We start from the raw sequence: 15,781 nt of genomic DNA, 5'->3' as shown, positions 1-15,781 counted from the left end.
GGATGCCGTTACCTTGGAGAGTGCCCTATGCGCTGTGACTGATAACCTTGACACTTCGACGCCCATGTGAGCGCGCGACAATGTCCGCATTTGCGGACGCGCGCAGGACTTCGGTTTATGCGCCGTTCTCACTTAGCGCGCCGACAAGTGGCGCGAAGTCCGCTGCCTGATGATGGCTTGTAGGCTACATTCGAATTCACAAACGAGGCATCGGCTCACGACATTCGTGTGGTTAAACGTGGTAGCGCTAGAGCGCTACCGCCTTTCCCCCCACTCATCGAACCACCAGTTCCGGCTTCGCTTCTGCGGCTGAGCGAAACAAGTCGGATAGGTTTCTTCAGTTGCTTTGCATTGGTACCGTCGTTGCGCTATGGCGCGGCACGATAAGGCCGCATCGAAAAGTCTGCTGTACGCACTGGCCGCCCTATTCCATGCCCTGGACGTCACCACTGACGAACAGCATCGTCGGAGGTCCGTAGTCGCCGAGTGGTGGATACGCGTCGCGGCTCCAGGCAATCACGCTGACATGATTTGAAGCCAACACCTTGGCGGTGCGGACTGCGCGTTCCTCGCTCTGCCCTTCGGCCCACATCGTGCTTCGAGTCGCCACGAAGCACTATGCCTAGTTGTGCAGCTGATCCGACTCGACTGCTCGTGCTTCTGAACTGCCCAAGCTTAGACGGCTTCATCGGGAAGCTCGATAGCCTCGATCGTCTTTTCGAGCGGAATCGACCTCTTTGGAAATTCACTGCGTAGTTGACGCGCGAGATCGCCCACAGCATCCCCACGGTCGATCGCTTGGTGGACCAACAGCGCCACAACCTGCCTAGCCTGGGCCTTGGCGCCTTGCACGCGGTTGTTCTCGCGCATAGCGAGCGCATTGCGCCAACCGCGTGCTGCCTTGTCGACCTCGATCCGATCAAGCACCTTCGGTATAAAATCGGGCGCCGCCGCGATCGTTAGTCGCAGGAAGAGAAGAGCCTCATTGTACCATGTCGGGCTCGGTTGCGAGAGTGCGGATGCGAACCCGTCAAAATGTGGCCCGATTAGCGTCGGAATCAGTTGCCGCTTCTTCTCGATGAAGTGGATGAGTACCGCCGCGCCAAGCTGCCAGTCGACATGGCCCGAATAGGTGATTGCGATGCGCTTGCCTGCGGCGACGTGACGTAGCGCGCTCTCCGGCCCGAGTGCGGCTAGGTGTGCCGACATGGTCACGATCTTAGCTTCATTGCGAGCAATGAGCGCCTCAATAGCCGGACGCGCGGCGGGGAGGCTATAGGCAACCCCCAGTAGCATGCGTGCATCGCCGATACCTTCCTCCCAACCAGTGCCAATCTGGTGGTCGACCAAATCCCAGTCTAGCGCGAGCACAGTCGCTCGGAATTGCTTCGGCGCCGCGTTGTGCATGAGGTCTAGCAACCCCGCCGCTGACTGGAAGGTCCGCGGCGTGCTTCGCGAAAGCTTGGCGGCGAGATCTTTGGGCGACCAGCAAGCACAGATTTTGCGTCCGACCTGCCGCATTCGGCGCGTTGGCGCGAGCTTGCCGACATAGACGTTCAATGGATCATAGAGCCGGAGCGCGTTCCAGACGATATCGTTCAGCTCGTGAAAGGTAAGTTGCGGATCGGCGCGCAGCCGCTCTGCAATTGCGGGGATCAAAACCTCGATCAACTGATAGCCGAATTCGGGCTCGAAATAACAGAAATGTTCACAAAGGTCGGCGGCCGCCGAAAGCCACGCGTCCTGCGGCCAACTTGAAATCATCCGCAGCAGCTTGGGCCGGTCGATCCGCTTGAGATAGGCGGCCTTCCAGTCCTGATTCTGCCCAGCTCGCATCATGGACAGCAGATCGGCGATCTCGCAGGCGTGGAGCGGCTCCGCCATGCTTATTGCGCGAGCGAGCATCCCTGGCTCGACTCGCGCGACGATATTGCGACCGAGTGCCTCATCCTCGTTGTGGACATGGTTTATCAATCGGCCGATCGCGTAGCAGGCGCCTTGCGGTGCAGCTGCGATCCAGGTTGCGAGCGTATCCTGATGAGTGGCCACAACCGCCATCTCATCCGGTACATAGCCATGCATTTCGCTCAACGCCCAGCACGCCTCGCGAATCTCGGGCGTCGTGGTCGCTACCCAGCATCGTGCCAGCACCTGGTCAAGCCACTGCCGTTCAACGAGCCGCCGCCACCGGCCGAAATCGCTGCCACGTGACAGCTCGCTGAGCAGCAATGCGGCCCCGCCGAGAGGCACTTCAGGATCGATCAGCAGTCGGTGGAGCATTTCTGCGATTGCTTTGCGGCCCACGGGAGTCTGGCGGTCAAGGATGCGGTCCAGAAGTACGCTCGCCAGCCGCTGGTGCGGACAGCGCAAGTCATCGGGCGCAAGGAGCAGCCTTTGACCAACCAGCCATTTGTTCGCCTGGACGAGATCGTTATCCGAGAACGCATCGCCGATCAGGCGGGCGAGTGCCGCTTGTGAGCACCGAGCGTCGCGCATTCCCAATTGCCGGATCGCTGCGGCGGCTAGGACGATGTCGGCGCCGGCTGCATGGGCCGAACTGGCGAGTGCGCTCGCGCGGCGCCAGCCGCCGCCTAGGATGAAGCAGAATTGCCATGGAAACTGTGCGAAGTCTGCCGCATGGTTGAGCCGTCGCTCGAGCTGGTGGTCACCGGGCTCGTTCCCGACGCGATCGTCGACTCGGCGCACTGCGGCAAGCGTTGCCTCGGGGATCGCGCGCAGTCCGTCTGCGATTACTTGGACCGCGCGCTTCGCATCGAGCTGGATTGTGCCGTGTGTATTCTCCTTACCCTCTGATATCGTATGCGCGCTCAGCACCCGGTACGTCGACGTCGCCTGCTGCTCGAGATCACGCAGGAAGGCGGGACGAGTCAAATGCGCGTCATCGATAATCAAAAGCGTCGGAGTCTCCGCTTTGCTCGGTGGCGGCCCTTCTACCATCGGATCGTCCAGCCGTAGGACGCGCCAACCCTTGGCGTGAAGTTGGCGCGCTGCCTGGAGGGTGCATATCGACTTGCCTGCGCCGGCTAAACCGGCAAGCCGCGCTGACCCGGCCCGCTCAAGGTCGCTGAGCAGCGCTTGCGTCTCTGGCAGGACTGGGCAGGCTGCCACATCGGCCGGTCCGAGCGGCCGCCCCATTAGCGCCGGCCCTAGGTCGCGGACGTTCTCGAAACATATTTCTGACCAATAGCTTAGTGCTGTCAGTGGCGGGACTGGACGGGCGATCGTTAGAAGCGTGTGCTTAATTGCTTCGAGCTCGGTTGCGCTCGGAAGGGAGCGCAGCGCCGCTAGGATCGTGGGTAGGTCGCCGGAGTGCTCGCTGTAGAATTGCTGAATGATCTCGCTTTGCCCTGACAGCAGTGCCTGGATCGTCTCCCAGCCAATCGCCACCACAGGGAATCGGCCCTCGCGCACGCGCCATTCCGAGACTCGGCGGGCGTGGCGCTGCAGGGCGGCATCGTTAGCAGCCGTCGTAGCGAAGGTCCAATGGGCAAGGCCGGGAAGGAATTTCTCGGCCTTTGCGAGTTCGGTATCGAACTCGGCCGTGGTTGCTTTCGCACGATAGTTGCCGCCCTTTCCCTTGCACTGAACACCGTGGAAAGTCCCTGGCGTGTCCGTCGGCGTCCCATAGACGTCGACGCCGTGTTGCTTCTGCCCGGTCCGGCCGTTCATCTGCGCGAGGGGGTCGCCCCAGATATTCGCGAACAGCGCGCGGATCAGCTCCTCGAACTTCTCCCAGGATTTGGGCGGCGCTATTTGCTTGTCGATGAAGTCCATGCGCAATCGATACGCCTACTTCGCTTTCAGAAAAAACCCGCTATGCGGACGAGTGCTCGGCGGGATTTTTACTCCATAACAAAGGACGGATGATAGGTCTTGTTGCCGCGGCGGTCGAAGTCAAACTCATAAACGATGCACGGCGCGACACCCTGATGCTGCTGACCGAGGAAGAACAGAAGGCTGTTTGGGCACGCCGCGAAAATGTGAACCACGGCATCCGGATCGTCGGCCTTCAGGGCCCGCAGGTGGTTGGAAATCTGTTCGGCCAGAGCCGCCGCATGCGCACCGCCTGCTACGTTCTGTTGGCCGGGACCAGTCGGCAGAGCGAAAGATACCAACTTCCCGACATCCGGCAGGTTCGCGGCTACATAGGCGCGGGCTTGAGGCTCCGCCGCGCGGGATACACTGATGGCGACACCGATCGCAGCGCCGGTCCCCAGCGTTTCCTCGGAAACGGTGAACCGCGCACCTTTGTCCGCAGTGTCATCATCGGCGCGCCAGACCTGAGCGCCAACGCGTCCCTTCTGTATCAGATGCGTCCGGACGCCTGATTTTAGGTCCAGCACTGTACCGGCAAGAAACGCAATAGATGCGTGCGCGTCCATTATCAGACGAAGGCGTGGAGACTTCCTGACCGACTCCCGAAGGAAGGCTTCGACTTTTGGCCTGATGTCGCGCTGCCAGTCGCGGTCGTCCTGCAGGTAGCGTTGCCGGAATTCATCGGTAAGAAGCAGCGTATTATCCGGCGTCGCTCCTTCAATATCGGCGGCCGGTCCAAGAAAACTGCGAATGGCGACCGGGAGGAAGTCGTCTGGCTCCGCCGCGCGGCCAACCCAGATTCCCTCATCACGGCAGAACTGAACAAGGGCTTCGCGGTTCAACGCGCTCAGCTGCCGTACCTTCAGTTGCCGCGCCAATTCATCGAAACGAAAATCTGAGTCGGCGTCGCTGCACGCCAGTACGCCAACGACCGTGGCCCTGAAGTTGATCTCAGAACGCAATTCATCGAGCGACCGGTGGCCGTCAATCACACGGAAGCCGCGGATGACTGCTTTCAGTTCTTCGTTCGATCCCAGCTTCAGATGCTCACGCCAGCACTTGCGCACCTTCCCCATGCGGCTGCGGTCGGTTGTGCCGTCGAAGAGCCGCTCGATGAGAAGCGTGCGGTCGTGACCTGAAACCAGTTCGGCCAGCGGATTGCCGTCCTTGATGCGGTAGGTTGTCAGGAAGGTGAAATGAGCCGCTGCCGGCGCACTGGCCCGTGCATCGCGCAGACGTTCCAGCAACGAGAAGGACTGGGCACCAATGAAATCTGGGTCGATGAAATCAGCGTAGCCGAACCGGCCGCCGGTCTGCACGTGCCATTTAACCTGATGGTAGTCGGCTGAAATCCGTTCGCTGCCTGAGCGGGCAACTGGAGGATCGTATCTGACGACGACGTCGTCGAACGCTTTCGGTCCGTTGGCCTCGAATGTCACCTCGACCACGCTGCTATTTGGCAGCAGCAAGTTAAACGCGTTCTCCCAGAAGATGCGGGACTGGTAGTTGTCACCGTGCCAGCGAGCGGTCACCGCGTCAGCCATGCCGGGCCTCCTTGTTGTTGCGGCGGTCGCCTTCACTCCGGTTCATGACAGCGGGAACTTCGGTCCGAAGAGTGCGCGCCAAGCTTTCAACGCGTCCCCGTTCCGCCCCCTGCGGGCGTGATCGATCGCCGCGGTTGCGTCGCGGCTCGCGGCCAACAGGAGGTCGCGCGCCCTCTGCTTGCGGGTGGTGTCCATGCCGTCGCTGATGGCAGGGCCGAGCCCGGCCGGATCCGGCCACTGGTCGAAGATGCGGTCGGCCAGCGTCGAGAAAAGACCCTGGATTTCATAGTCGAACCGCCCCTGCCAATCGCCATATAGGCATTGCAGCGCCATGACCTCGATCAGGAAGGATGGCTTGACAGGCTTCCCTCCGTGCCGCGCGTTGTTGTTCCAGTATTTGACCATCCGCACGAGCCCCTTCCACTCATTGCTGAAGGCCTGATGCGCGGCGATGGCCTTGGCAGCGTGGATTTCGGGATTGGTCTTGATCCACTTGCCGGTGTCGTTGTCGGGAATTTCATAGTCGTCGCCGGCGGCGAACGCGGGCACGACATCGACACTGACCACCCGGTAGTCGGTGTTGTCATCTGTGTCGATGACAACGCCGAAATCGACATTGACCGAGCGGCTCTGTTTGCGCACAGCGGCCTTGCCGTACTTCTCGACAAGCGCATCATAGAAGTCGCCGATGACAACCGACGGCGCCTTGTTGCGGTAATGTTTCTCCGACTCTTTGAGGACGAAGAAGATGTCGATGTCTTTCAGAGGCTTGGTCTTGGTATGGCGCTTGTAGGAGCCTGTAAGAAAACTGCGCTCGATCGCGAACTTGGTGACGAGGTAGTCGCGGACCTCGTTCTGCCGCGCCGACGCGTTGTTCTGTTCCTTCTCGTTGAGTTCAAGCCGGCTCTTGAACTTCCGGAATGCCTCGTCGACCGTCAGCATCAGTTTTTCCTCCAGTAGGCCGCGTTACCGCCGAGACCATTGTGCTCGATGGTCGAACCGAGACTCTGCCGGACGAAGCCGTCCGTCGAACGGTACGAAGCCGACGACCATCCGTCGACGGCGCCGTACCCTTCCTTGTTCTGCAGCAGAAGGCGGTAGGCGGCGTCACTCGGCAGGAGTCCGGCCTTCCGGACGTGGTACTTGATCTGCTCGGTGTCTGTCCAGAATCCGCCGTCGCCGCTGCCGGTGGTGTAGATCACATCGATATCCCACCGGCCGACAAGTGCGTTGGTCTTGGGATTGAAAATCTCAAGCACAACGGTTTCAAGGTGCCGCGACCCCAGCCACGCCTGAAGGGCCTTCATGTTCGTCGACCAACCATTGACGAGGTTCGCCGGATCGAGTCCGCTGAGCCGGATGATGTCCTTCATGCTCTTGAGGATATTGTCCGCCACATAGGTGACGGAATGTGTGAAGGTGTTGACTGTGACGCTGGTCATGAGCCGAGAAACCCCTTGGGATCGAGGGTGAGAGCCTCCGCGATCGCTGCCGCCTCGGGCGTGACGGCCTCCGCAAGATCGCGGGCAGTGATGCGGCTGCCCTGCTTTTTCAGCGCCGCCTGGACCCAGTCCAGATCTTCGGCGGTACAGGGCAGCGAGACGTGCCAGTCGCCCTCCAGAGGATCGAAGCCGAGCGAATCCTCGTTGGCGTCGCTGCCGTCGATGGCATCCTCGTCATAAAGGCAGTAGACGCGGGTCCGCGGCCCGTCGCAGGTGACGACGATAGCGGCGTCCTTCGGCGCCTGCTCGGCAATCACGCTCGCCGCGACACCGCCGACGGCGAGAAGCACCGTGCGCGCCTCGCCCGCTTTTCCATGCGTCAGCATGTCGACGATGGCATTCCACGTCACGAGCGCATCGCGGTGGGGCGTGCTGCGGAATGTGCGGCTCACGACCGTGCTGCTCATTTGGAAACACCTCCGGCGCTGCGGCTGCCTTTCGCGGCCTTCGCGGCGGCGAGGATGTCGTCGATGGTGACAAGCGCCGGGTTCATGGCGGTCTGCGGGCTGCTCGCCAGCGCATTCGCGACCATCTTCCGGATGGCTCGCCCATCAAGTCCGACGCACTCCGCCGCACAGCGCGCGAACTGCGGCGCGTCTACCAGCTTCCCGATCGCGGGATAGGTCTTCGCAAGGCCGGTCAGGCAGTCTTTGAGGATGAGGATGCAAGCCTCTTTGTCCGGCAACGGAACATGCATGACGAGATCGCAGCGCGAAGTGAAGGCGCTGTCGACCGCCTGGGGGAAGTTGCTGGTCGCCACGAACAGAAGTTGGGGAAACCGGTCGGCCAGAAGGTCGAGTTGGACAAGGACCGCGTCCGTTGCCCGGTGGATATCAACCGGGTTGGCGTCAAGGCTCATCTTCGAGCGGTCGGCCGCCAGTGTCTCGACTTCGTCGAGAAGGACGATGGTCGGCCCGTTCATTGCCGCCTCGGCGACAGATTGCGAAAACAGGTCCGACACCGCGCGCTGCGTCTTGCCCATCGACGAACTGGTGAGATTGTGCGGCTCCACTTCGAGGAGACGAAACCCGCCGCCGGGGAAGGCCTTAGCGGTCCGGTGCGCGAGCCCCCGCGCGAGCGAAGTCTTGCCGGTACCGGGTGGACCGACGAGGAAAATGACGCCGTGCAGCGGAATGACCGTGCGATCGACCTTGTCGCGCAAGGTAAAATTCAGGACCGCCTGCGACAGAAGTTGCGACTTCAGCGCTTGGTCGAGGATGATCGAATCCCAGAGGGCGCCGAGGGCGGGATCGGGCAAGGGCCGGCTCCGCTGGATGCCTTTCGGCAGGTCATTCGGATCGATCGACGGCATGTGCTTCATGTCGTTCTGCTCCTTCTCAGGCCGAGTCCCGGCCAGCCGTTACGAAAAAAGCCGCGTCGGGAGGCGCGGCTCTGTCTCAGCCCCGGGGCGGGTTCGGGTCCCCGCCGTGGCTGTCGCTCTGCCCGATACGGCCGTCGCGGTTGTGGATACGCAACTCGGTTTCCTGGTTGCGGCTGATCTCCCGCCCACGGTCGACCGCCTCGCGCTTCGTGTCAAAATGTCCGGAGGCACGTTCTGCGCCGCCACGCTTGACGTACCAGCCGCCATCCGTTGGGAACTACATGATGTGACCTTGGTCCGCGATGTGATCATATCTAGTATGTCTTTCGGAATAGAGAATCTGAAGTAAGCCTACTCCGAACATGCTGAACGACCCAATACGCGTTGTCAAGCATCCATCGTGCTGCTACTCTGAACTTGCAAATCAGCAGGAGACAGCCTTTGACCACGCCGTTGGGCGAAAAAATCCGGACTCTGCGTAAGGCCAAGGGCTATACGCTCGACAAGCTCGCGGAACTCGCCGAATCCAGCAAGAGCTACATCTGGGAACTTGAGAATAAGAATCCGCCGCGCCCGTCGGCGGACAAGGTCGCGAAGATTGCCGCCGTTCTCGGCGTAACCGCCGATTACCTGATCGACACGTCCGCGACCGTCCAGGTTGAGGATGCGACCGACACGGCCTTTTTCCGCAAGTACCGGAACATGGAGCCCACCATCAAAGACAAGATACGCCGGATGGTCGACCTGATGGGTGACGATGAATGACGGCCCCTTTCACCGCAGAGCGCTGGGCTTTCGAGATAACCCACCTGCTAAATGCGGTGATGGGTGGCGAGCAATTTCCGATCGATATCCCGATGATCGCGAAGGAATACTCGGCTAAAAAGTGGCCAGACGACCCGATTATAAGCATCAAGGGGGACAACCTCCCCAAGTTCGACGGCGCGTTGTTTAAGGCGCCGGCTGGGAAAAAGGGCTGGGGGATCATCTATAATAATTCGATGTCGTCGGTTGGCAGGATCAACTTCACCCTAGCGCACGAGTTTGGCCATTACCTCCTCCACCGCATTGCCTACCCCGACGGCTTTTATTGCAGCCAGGAACAGGTCGCATGGGATTCGGAGTACGGTCAGCTTGAACACCAGGCCAATGTTTTTGCCGCGAACTTCCTGATGCCGCTTGATGACTTCAGACGGCAAATTCCCGAACGGGCAAAAGTCGACCTCGATATGATTGCCCACTGCGCGGACCGTTACCGCGTATCGTTGATCGCAGCGGTTCTGCGCTGGCTGCACTACACCAGCAAGCGCGCGATTCTCGTTGTTTCGCGGGATGGCTACATTCTGTGGGCCCGGTCCAGTACTCCCGCCCTTAAGACCGGGGCGTATTTCAGAACCAGCGCAGGCCCTATCGAAATTCCGGCGGCGTCACTTGCCGCAAAGCAAAACCTCCTTATCGATGGCAGGGCGGGCGTTGACCATGTTGCCGGCGTCTGGTTGCGTGAACCTACCCGAGAGATGACGATCTTCGCCGAGCAGTATGACTTCGCCATTTCTCTTCTTCTGCTCCAAGATGCCCCTCCGTTTGCTGAGGACGAAGCCGACCCTGAGTTGGACACGTACGACAAGATGGTGCCGAGAGAGAAGCGGCGCGAGTGGTAATTCTCCGGGAGGATATGAAGCAAAGCACGGCCCGCCGGGCGATCCTGCGAACTCTTAGGCCTGACGCATGCGCGCCGTACCCGGCTGGTCCACGAGCAGAAGAACAAGAAACTCATTATCCCGCTTAGCGCCGGCAGTTGGCGTAGAGAGTTGTTGACATACGTATTTGGTTAACATCGATTATAGTGGCTATTTCACTGGGCTGAAGCGTTCTGATAAGGCGGGCCGGGAAGAAACAATCAATCATGATAGTTTGAGGCTGATCCAACCTGTATTTAGGGGCCTAGGCAGCCGTTTCATTAAGTTGTGCCGAGGTCCTTTGAATGAACAAGAACATAGTTATCTGCTGCGACGGCACAGGCAACGAGGTCGAAGGCGACCTTTCCAACGTGCTGAAACTATTCCGGATTGCGCAAAAGGACGAACAGCAGATCGTCTATTACAATCCAGGCGTTGGCACGATCGGCCTGAGCAGTGAGTGGGGCAATGCCTTCCAGAACGCCACGGGCGTCTTCGGCTTGGCAACAGGTTATGGTCTGGACGACAACATCATGGATGCCTATCGTTTTGTCTGCCAGTGTTATGACGTGGGCGACAGGCTGTTCTTTTTCGGGTTCAGCCGAGGCTCCTATGCAGTACGTGCTTTGGCCGGGCTGATCCACATGGCGGGTTTGCTGAGGCCGGAACAGCTTAACGTCGCCACCTATGCGTTGACCGCCTACAAGCGGGCAAGCGAAGAGAATAATCTTCACCTAGCGTGGGATTTCGGACGAATCATGAGCACGCGACGTGCCACGGTCCATTTTCTGGGCGTTTGGGACACTGTGGCCTCGATGATCGTGCCTCGCCGGGATCGCTTTTACCTGCCTAGCCTTCGCACACTTCCGTTCACGCGCAAGAATCCAAGCGTACTGTGTTTCCGGCAGGCGGTGGCGATCGACGAGCGGCGGCGAATGTTTCGGCTGAACCGGTGGGAGTCAGGACAAAGTTACGTTCCGGTTCCATTCGCCGATCCACCGAGTGACGTTCCGCAAGACGCCGTGCAGATGGCATTTGCGGGAGTGCATTCTGACATCGGAGGGGGCTATCCCGAGTCCGAAAGCGGGCTTTCGAAGTTCCCGTTAGCCTGGCTTGCTGATGAAGCAATTGCTCAGGGCTTGCACGTTGACCCAATGATGTATGACTACCTCGTCAAGGGGAGAGCTCTATCTGGCGGGAAGCATCCCTATGTCGCACCCGATGCCACAGCCGAGCTGCACAATTCGCTGACTTGGGGATGGTGGATCCTCGAACTCTTGCCAAAACGTGTAAAATGGCGGGAATGGAAAGGGTCGTCATTTTTCGGTTGGTATTTGCCATGGGGAGAGCCCCGGAAATTGCCAGACGACATCCAAATCCATCCTTCAGTCGACGAACGATGCCGTCGCATGCCTAGCTACCGCCCTCACAATGTCAGTCTTCACGACGATGCCGCGGAGGCCGCTCTAGATCCGTCTGGGGAGGGTGGGCGATGATTGCACTCGATCCTGACTTTTCTCCGCACAACACCGGGCAGAAAACGACAACCCCAGGGCGTCGCCGCTATTGCCTGTTGTTGACAGAAATTGAGCGGCTGGTTGATTGCGACAGGGTCCATGGAACGGTTCAAACCGAAGGATCCCAGCGGGCTTCGAAAGCTATGAACGCGAGTGGCTTGGCCAGGCTCAACCTCTGGACACTGACTTCTAGCGGATCACGCAAGGCAAGCGCTTGTCGAAGCAATTGCAACTGACCGGGTGGAAAACAGTGCGTTTGCATAACGGGATGGGGTGGACATATGGTGCCGAATGCCCGCTTCTTGGAGCTTCTCAACGACATTGAACCGAGCAAAAGCACTGTGGCGGCGGCTTCTAGGGCGCATCTGTCGATACGCCGTTTCCTGAGGTCACATGCTGCGTTTTCTGATCGCTGGAACGATGACTTTCTAGCCGGAAGCTATTCGCGAGACACTGCGATCCGGCCAGGGATCGTGAACGCAAAGTATTTCAGACCTGATGTAGATGTCTTCATATGGCTTCGCTACAGCCCGGCGAGTGATCCCGATCGCGTATTGATCGACCTACGCGATGCACTTAGGGAGAGCTACGACGTCCAGAGAATGAATAAACGTTCGATCCGGGTGGCAACTGCGAGCGTCGATGTCGATGTCGTTCCACTCATCCACTCTGGAAACGGCTTCAAGGTGCCAGATCGCGAGGTGGAAGAGTGGAGGCAAACAAATCCGCTGATGCACAATGCATGGAGTGCGGAAGTTAACACCGAATTCGAGGGTAGATTCAAACCGTTTGTGAAGCTTGTCAAATGGTGGCGCCGGCAGACCCAAAGCGCCAGACGCCCCAAGGGATTTGCGTTAGAAATTCTCGCAGCCGAACAAGCTCCGTATGATGAAAATCACTACGGCGAGCTGTTCGCTCAGTTCTTAGAGAACCTCCTAGACGAATATGGCAAAATGGCCAAGCGAGGCAGGAAGCCAGTCGTTCAGGATCCGGCACTGCGTGACGGCGACCTATTGTCGAAAGTCTCTCCAACCGATTGGATCCGTTTCATGAGTCGCGTGGAATCGCACGCAGAAATCGCACGCAAAGCACAAGACACCGATGACGTCGAACTGGCGACCTACTTATGGCGCCGGCTCTTTGGTCCAAGGTTCGGCCTTGGCTCTGTCAGGTGAGCGGCCAAGGACAACGCAAGTTTTATCACGACGGTCTCTATCAAACCTTCTCTCCTCGCTCTGGGGCACATAACAATGGATATTGCCAAACGTGATCTGGCCGAGCTTGACGTCTGGCCACACCAACTCGACGCCATAAGAGCAGGCGAGGCCTATTTCGCATCCGGTAGCCCAAAAGGCTGTCTCATCCACATGCCGACTGGTACCGGCAAGACCGGCGTCATGGCCGTCTTGGCAACCCGCCGGGCTGTGGCGATGCCGGTACTGGTCGTCTGTCCGTCCGCAGCTCTAGTCGAACAGTTGAAGTCGCAATTCGTAAGCGGCTTCTGGGATAAAATAAAAGCTCCAGACGAGTGGAAGCCCGACGTTGTGATCCAGATTCTGCCAAGTGGTGTGAAATCCACGGCTAATAAGATCGCGGGGGCTAAGGGAAAGCGAGTCATCGTTGTCGGCACAATACAAGCTTTGCAGCAGATTCATGCCGCAGGCGATCATGAGCAGCTTCGTGGCCTCGTCGGCACAATTATCTTTGACGAAGGGCACAGGGAACCTGCCCCTTTGTGGGCAGAGGTCGTTCGTAGTTTCGGTGTTCCGACGGTATTGTTCAGCGCAACTCCGTTCCGCAGCGACTTGAAAATCTTTAATGTTGGCGATGAACACATTCATTTCCTGTCGTTTCAAGACGCAGTTGGGAAATGCCTCATCCGCGGCGTGACCATCGAGGAAAAACCGTTCTCGCTGAACGCGGCGGAGTTCGTTCGCGAGATGATCGCCGCTCGTGACGACCTTGTTAAGCAAGGTCGGTTCACGGCTGCCAACAAGATGATCGTGAGAGCTGCCAGCGAGGATACTGTGACCGAGCTCTTCCAAGCCTTTAGAGACGCGTTGAAAGGACGCGACGATGGGGTCCTGGCACTTCACAACAATTTTGATCTCACTGGGGTGCAAGGTGAACAGCAGCGTCCCGATGTACCTATCAATCTCACAGAGAGGCCGGAGAAATTCTTGATCCACCAGTTCATGCTGATCGAGGGCATAGATGACCCTTTATGCACGATGCTGGCACTCTATGAGCCATTCTCGAACACGCGAATGCTCGTGCAGCAGGTTGGACGTCTGACGCGCCAAGCCGGTGAGATTGGAACAAAGCAAACGGACGCGATCGTGTTTGCAAGGGTCGACGAGTATGTTGACGGGGTATGGAAGAGTTTCTTGAGCTACGATACTGCGTGCATTGCCAATGGTGGCAAACCACCGATCCGCAATGACGAGGAGGTGCTCTCAAAATTGGTCGCGGCACTGCCCTTGATGGATTATGTCGGGGGCGAGTTTCGGGAAAGAATTGACCTTGCCGATATCAATCTCGCTGAAGACCTGCAGTTCCCTCGGTCCGCATACATATTTGAAATCGACCCGTCCCTGAATCTCGATAATTTGCAATCTGATATCTCAGCAGGACTTGAGGCGGAAGATCGGTTCGAACATCTTGTCGCCTCGGTGGCCGGAGGCAGTTGCCGCTATCATGTAACCTTGCGTCTCAACCAATCGCCGTTCCTCTCGAAGTCTCTGTTCCAGGCTGCATCACTGGAGGTGACAATCTATGCGAGATGCGGCAACAGGCTCTTTTTCTATGACAGTGCTGGTCTTTGGATCGATGAACTCAATGGCGTAGGCGCAAGAGTAAATCCTAAGTCGCTGCGATCTCTGATGCCAGCAGGCCCCGACAACGTTGTCTCTTTCATCAGTGTCAAGAATACGGACCTCGGACCTCTAGCGCTGCGTTCGCGCAGCCTCGCCGCACGATCGCTCGAGCGATCAGGCGTTTTCATGGGCGAACACATGAATGTCGTCACCCGTGCCGGCGGTCGCGTCGAGAACACACGGCGATCTGTCGGCTTTGCGAGGAGCAGAGTGCGTGACGGGGAGGGTGCGGACTTCTCGGCCGATGAGTTCGCAGCATGGTGCGACGAAGTTAACAAGGAGCTTGATGCCGCAAAGGCGGGCGCGCCCGTCTTGTCTCGATTTGCGATACCGACTGACATCCCATCGAACACGGAGCCAACGAATATCCTCATTGATATGCTTGAGTTGATGGGAGAATTCAGGATCGGCAGGGAGTCTGCACATTTCGACAATGACGCACTTTGCGTAGATGTTGTTCCTGATTTTTCGGCCAAAGCGCCGGCTCCATTTCGATTCGAACTCACCGTGGATGGAAATAAGGCGAACGTTTGGATCTCTTGGAATCCTAAGAAGCAGAAGTATTGGATCACTTCACCTGTTCTGAGCAAATACAAATCCAAGGACAACGAGAAGATTTCTCTGACGAAGCGTCTCAATCAAATTCAGCCGTTCCGGCTCATCACGGCCGGGCTGGAGCATGTATATGTCCACGGGTCGTTCTATGCGCTTGATCTCAACCTTGCCAATCTGAGCGGCGCTGCGCGCCTTGTTCTGGACTTGATCACGCCGGTTGCAGAGCTAGCTGCCGTAAAATCTGAAAAGGGGATTCCGAGTGGAGGCAGCTTCGATACGTGGAAGCCAGGCTCGCTATTCCGGATGCTCGATGACACACTTGTCGAGGGCAAGGAGCGGCCATTATTCGGGCCAACATTCCCAGCCCTTGTGTGTGATGACCTCGCAACCGAAGTTGGCGACTTTATTGGAGTAGACGACAGTGCGGCCACTCCACGCGTGACTTTCGTCGTTGCCAAATGGCACAAGGGCGATGCTGGTGTGTCCGCATCGGCATTTTATGACGTTTGTGCCCAAGCTGTGAAGAATCTTGCCTATCTGAAGAGCGATGGAACTGAACTCCCTGGCGCGGCAACAAAGTTCGATAACGACTGGCGCATGAGCGCGGGGGAGGGTGTTGCCAAGGTAACTGACACAGTGCCGCGGCGACGCGCTGGCCCTGGTTCGATTGCGTTCCGACGTCTTCTGCAACGGGTACGAACTGCGCCGGGATCCGACAGAACGATCTGGCTTGTTTGCTCCGGAGGAATGCTATCAAAAAGCGCTCTGGAAGCGGAGTTTCGTCGCCCAAGGCCGCAGCCACACGTGTTGCAGTTCTACCACCTCGTCATCTCGGCCTATTCGGCCTGCCAATCAGTTGGCGTCAACATGCGAATATTCTGTCCAGCGTAGGTGATTGCCTGCTCTGAGGCTTTCGGATCCGAACCTGACCACCGATATATGAGGGATGC

Annotated in this window: 12 protein-coding genes and 1 pseudogene; 5 read left to right on the top strand and 8 right to left on the bottom strand. The window is 58.5% G+C overall.

Features of this window, described 5'->3' with window-relative positions:
- Window positions 1-424 precede the first annotated feature (424 nt).
- The 8 genes and pseudogenes from ACWGTI_RS23580 to ACWGTI_RS23545 all read right to left on the bottom strand — a co-directional run.
- Window positions 425-610, bottom strand: a complete 186-nt coding sequence (locus tag ACWGTI_RS23580) for a hypothetical protein (RefSeq protein WP_454589334.1) — start codon at window positions 608-610, stop codon at window positions 425-427.
- A gap of 65 nt (window positions 611-675) precedes the next feature.
- Window positions 676-3,795, bottom strand: a complete 3,120-nt coding sequence (locus tag ACWGTI_RS23575; RefSeq protein ID WP_454589333.1) for a hypothetical protein — start codon at window positions 3,793-3,795, stop codon at window positions 676-678.
- A 68-nt stretch (window positions 3,796-3,863) separates the two neighbouring features.
- Window positions 3,864-5,381 carry an SAVED domain-containing protein gene (locus ACWGTI_RS23570; protein ID WP_454589332.1) on the bottom strand — a complete coding sequence of 506 codons (1,518 nt, stop codon included), beginning with the start codon at window positions 5,379-5,381 and terminating at the stop codon, window positions 3,864-3,866.
- Window positions 5,382-5,423: 42 nt separating this feature from the next.
- Window positions 5,424-6,323, bottom strand: coding sequence for a CBASS oligonucleotide cyclase (locus tag ACWGTI_RS23565; RefSeq protein ID WP_454589331.1), 900 nt, complete (start codon window positions 6,321-6,323; stop codon window positions 5,424-5,426).
- On the bottom strand, window positions 6,323-6,823 hold the full coding sequence (locus ACWGTI_RS23560; protein WP_454589330.1) for an HORMA domain containing protein: 501 nt from the start codon (window positions 6,821-6,823) through the stop codon (window positions 6,323-6,325). The genes ACWGTI_RS23565 and ACWGTI_RS23560 overlap by 1 nt, the downstream gene beginning before the upstream one ends.
- A complete protein-coding gene (locus ACWGTI_RS23555) occupies window positions 6,820-7,290 on the bottom strand; it encodes a hypothetical protein (protein ID WP_454589329.1) in 471 nt (156 codons plus the stop codon). The genes ACWGTI_RS23560 and ACWGTI_RS23555 overlap by 4 nt, the downstream gene beginning before the upstream one ends.
- The gene (locus ACWGTI_RS23550; protein WP_454589328.1) at window positions 7,287-8,195 is read right to left on the bottom strand and encodes an AAA family ATPase; all 909 of its coding nucleotides are present in this window, start codon (window positions 8,193-8,195) and stop codon (window positions 7,287-7,289) included. Before ACWGTI_RS23550 ends, ACWGTI_RS23555 begins: the two co-directional genes overlap by 4 nt.
- A gap of 85 nt (window positions 8,196-8,280) precedes the next feature.
- A pseudogene (locus ACWGTI_RS23545) lies at window positions 8,281-8,418 on the bottom strand (DUF2188 domain-containing protein); the annotation flags it as partial.
- A 227-nt stretch (window positions 8,419-8,645) separates the two neighbouring features.
- Here ACWGTI_RS23545 and ACWGTI_RS23540 point away from each other — a divergent pair.
- The 5 genes from ACWGTI_RS23540 to ACWGTI_RS23520 all read left to right on the top strand — a co-directional run bounded on the left by ACWGTI_RS23540 (window position 8,646) and on the right by ACWGTI_RS23520 (window position 15,722).
- Entirely contained in the window at window positions 8,646-8,969 is a 324-nt protein-coding gene (locus ACWGTI_RS23540; RefSeq protein ID WP_454589327.1) for a helix-turn-helix domain-containing protein, read from the top strand.
- On the top strand, window positions 8,966-9,865 hold the full coding sequence (locus tag ACWGTI_RS23535; RefSeq protein ID WP_454589326.1) for an ImmA/IrrE family metallo-endopeptidase: 900 nt from the start codon (window positions 8,966-8,968) through the stop codon (window positions 9,863-9,865). The genes ACWGTI_RS23540 and ACWGTI_RS23535 overlap by 4 nt, the downstream gene beginning before the upstream one ends.
- Before the next feature lie 323 nt (window positions 9,866-10,188).
- On the top strand, window positions 10,189-11,379 hold the full coding sequence (locus ACWGTI_RS23530) for a DUF2235 domain-containing protein (protein WP_454589325.1): 1,191 nt from the start codon (window positions 10,189-10,191) through the stop codon (window positions 11,377-11,379).
- 302 nt (window positions 11,380-11,681) lie between these two features.
- A complete protein-coding gene (locus ACWGTI_RS23525; protein WP_454589324.1) occupies window positions 11,682-12,575 on the top strand; it encodes an SMODS domain-containing nucleotidyltransferase in 894 nt (297 codons plus the stop codon).
- A 75-nt stretch (window positions 12,576-12,650) separates the two neighbouring features.
- The gene (locus ACWGTI_RS23520) at window positions 12,651-15,722 is read left to right on the top strand and encodes a DEAD/DEAH box helicase (RefSeq protein WP_454589323.1); all 3,072 of its coding nucleotides are present in this window, start codon (window positions 12,651-12,653) and stop codon (window positions 15,720-15,722) included.
- Window positions 15,723-15,781 lie beyond the last annotated feature (59 nt).

The organism is Mesorhizobium sp. ArgA1, assembly GCF_053714375.1.
This window is presented reverse-complemented; position numbering and strand designations above follow the sequence as displayed.

Bases quoted from the DNA above. Each gene is read 5' to 3' on its own strand.
- ACWGTI_RS23525 (WP_454589324.1), top strand. From the start codon at position 11,682: ATGGTGCCGAATGCCCGCTTCTTGGAGCTTCTCAACGACATTGAACCG.
- ACWGTI_RS23550 (WP_454589328.1), bottom strand. From the start codon at position 8,195: ATGCCGTCGATCGATCCGAATGACCTGCCGAAAGGCATCCAGCGGAGC.
- ACWGTI_RS23560 (WP_454589330.1), bottom strand. From the start codon at position 6,823: ATGACCAGCGTCACAGTCAACACCTTCACACATTCCGTCACCTATGTG.
- ACWGTI_RS23520 (WP_454589323.1), top strand. From the start codon at position 12,651: ATGGATATTGCCAAACGTGATCTGGCCGAGCTTGACGTCTGGCCACAC.
- ACWGTI_RS23530 (WP_454589325.1), top strand. From the start codon at position 10,189: ATGAACAAGAACATAGTTATCTGCTGCGACGGCACAGGCAACGAGGTC.
- ACWGTI_RS23565 (WP_454589331.1), bottom strand. From the start codon at position 6,323: ATGCTGACGGTCGACGAGGCATTCCGGAAGTTCAAGAGCCGGCTTGAA.
- ACWGTI_RS23575 (WP_454589333.1), bottom strand. From the start codon at position 3,795: ATGGACTTCATCGACAAGCAAATAGCGCCGCCCAAATCCTGGGAGAAG.
- ACWGTI_RS23570 (WP_454589332.1), bottom strand. From the start codon at position 5,381: ATGGCTGACGCGGTGACCGCTCGCTGGCACGGTGACAACTACCAGTCC.
- ACWGTI_RS23555 (WP_454589329.1), bottom strand. From the start codon at position 7,290: ATGAGCAGCACGGTCGTGAGCCGCACATTCCGCAGCACGCCCCACCGC.
- ACWGTI_RS23535 (WP_454589326.1), top strand. From the start codon at position 8,966: ATGACGGCCCCTTTCACCGCAGAGCGCTGGGCTTTCGAGATAACCCAC.